This is a genomic window from Pseudomonas sp. JV245A (genome assembly GCF_032424515.1).
In the GTDB taxonomy this organism is placed as follows: domain Bacteria; phylum Pseudomonadota; class Gammaproteobacteria; order Pseudomonadales; family Pseudomonadaceae; genus Aquipseudomonas; species Aquipseudomonas protegens.
Genome location: NZ_VYKE01000337.1, coordinates 1 through 2,090 on the forward strand (window position 1 = coordinate 1; position 2,090 = coordinate 2,090).

1 protein-coding gene is annotated in these 2,090 nt (G+C 69.5%); it reads right to left on the minus strand.

Annotated elements, in window-relative coordinates:
- A partial coding sequence (locus F6S12_RS31340) for an amino acid adenylation domain-containing protein (RefSeq protein ID WP_315869818.1) occupies window positions 1-2,090 on the minus strand: 2,090 nt, incomplete at both ends.

Genomic DNA, 2,090 nt, shown 5'->3' on the forward strand with positions numbered 1-2,090 from the left:
GGCCGATACCTGCAGGCCCGAATAACACCCGGTGTGCAGGTCCCGGTGCACCAGGCCTTCCCGGGCCAGGGCTTGCAGCCAACGGCGGATCAAGCGCTGGTTGCGCGGCGCCACCTCACAAGCCTCGACAATCTCGTCCAGGGCATGGCTCTGCCCGGCGCTCTCGAACAAGCCGGGGCGTTGCAGGGCCAGGCCCATGGACAGCAGTGCGGCGCGCTCGACACAGGCCGACATCTCGCTCACCAGGGCATCGCTCAAGCCGCCGCGCACGGCTTCGGCCGCCGCCTGGGTGCGCGCCTGCAACTGCGCCGGCCAGGCGATCGGCGTGTCCCGCAGGCTGGCCCGCAGGCAGGCTTGCAAGTGCCGCTCGAAGGCACCCTCGCCCGCTGCCACCACCACCGCGGACTCCACATGGGGATGGCTGAGCAGCGCGCTTTCCACCTCCGCCAGTTCAATGCGGTGGCCACGGACCTTGACCTGGAAATCTTCGCGGCCGAGGAACTCGATCAGGCCGTCGTCCAGGTAGCGCCCCAGGTCGCCGGTGCGGTATAGGCGCTCGCCGCTGCGCGGATGGTCGACAAAGCGCTCGGCGGTTTTCTCGGCATCCCCCAGGTAACCCAGGGCCAGACCGCTACCGGCGATGTACAGCTCGCCGGCCACCCCTTGCGGGCGATCCCGGCCCTGCTCGTCGAGCACCATGAAGCGCTGATTGGCCAGGGGCATGCCGTAGGGAATGCTGCGCCACTGGGGGTTGACCTGGGTAATCGGATAGTAGATCGACCAGATCGCCGCTTCGGTGGCGCCGCCGAGGCTGATCAGCCGCAGCCCGGGCAGTAGCTGGGCGGCCTCCGCCGGCAGGTTCAGGGGGATCCAGTCTCCAGACAGCAGCGCCAGGCGCAGGGAACCGGGGGCCATGGATGGCACGGCCTGCAGGTAGTGGGTGAGCATCTGCAATTGCGCCGGTACCGAGTTCCACAGGGTCACCCCGTGTTCCCGGACGCACTCGGCCCAATGCGAAGGGTCGGCGCGGCGTTGCGGGTCCGGCAGCACCAGGGCGCCGCCCACGGCCAGCAGGCCGAAGATGTCGTACACCGACAGATCGAAGCCCAGGCTGGCCAGGGCCAGTACCCGGTCTTGGGCCTCGATGGCAAAGCGCTGGTTGATGTCGACGATGGTATTGAGGGCCGCCTGATGGTTGATCATCACGCCCTTGGGCACCCCGGTGGAGCCCGAGGTGTAAATCACGTAGGCCAGTTGCTGCGGGTCGATGTCCAGGCTCGGCAACGCCCGTTGTGCCGCCCGCGGGCCCTGGTCCACCGCGATCACCTGGGTCACCCGCGCCGGCCAGCACAAGCTGTCGCTCAGCCAGGACTGGCTGAGCACCCGGGCGACCTCGGCGTTGTCCAGGATCAACTGGCGCCGGGCCTCGGGCTGGTTGGTGTCCAGGGGCAGGTAGGCGGCCCCGGCCCGCAGGATGCCGAGCACCGCGATCACCTGTTCCAGGCCCTTGTCCATGCACACCGCGACCCGCTCTCCAGGCTGGCAGCCGGCGTCGAGCAAGGCTTCGGCCACGGCTTCGGCGCGCCCGGCCAGTTCGCCGTAGCTCAGTTGCGCGGCGCCCTGGATCAGCGCCACACGCTCGGGTGCAGCCGCGGCCTGGCGCCAGAACGGCTCATGCAGCAGGCCGGAGGGCAAAGGCGCGGCAGTCTGGTTCACCAGCTCGCGCTGCAGGCGCTGGGCCGCCGGCAACTCCAGGCAGTCATCCAGGGTCCAGGCCGAGGGCTCCCGGGCCAGGCGCTTGAGCAGGCGTTCGAAGGTGTCGAACAGCGCATCCAGCAGGGTCTCGCTGAACACCCCTTCGCGGATGTCCCAGTTGATCGCCAAGCCGTCGTCACGCTCGCTGACCTGGCAGTCGATCAGCACCTGGGGTGTCTGGCTGATGCCGAACACCAGCTCGGCACCGGGCATGAAGGCCCCGCCGCCGCTCTCGCCGCCGGCCCCCAGGGTGCTGGTGAAGGCGTAGGGCATCAGCGCCGCGTCCTGGCCCTTGCGCCGCGCCAGCTCGCGCAGCACTTCGATGCCCGAACACA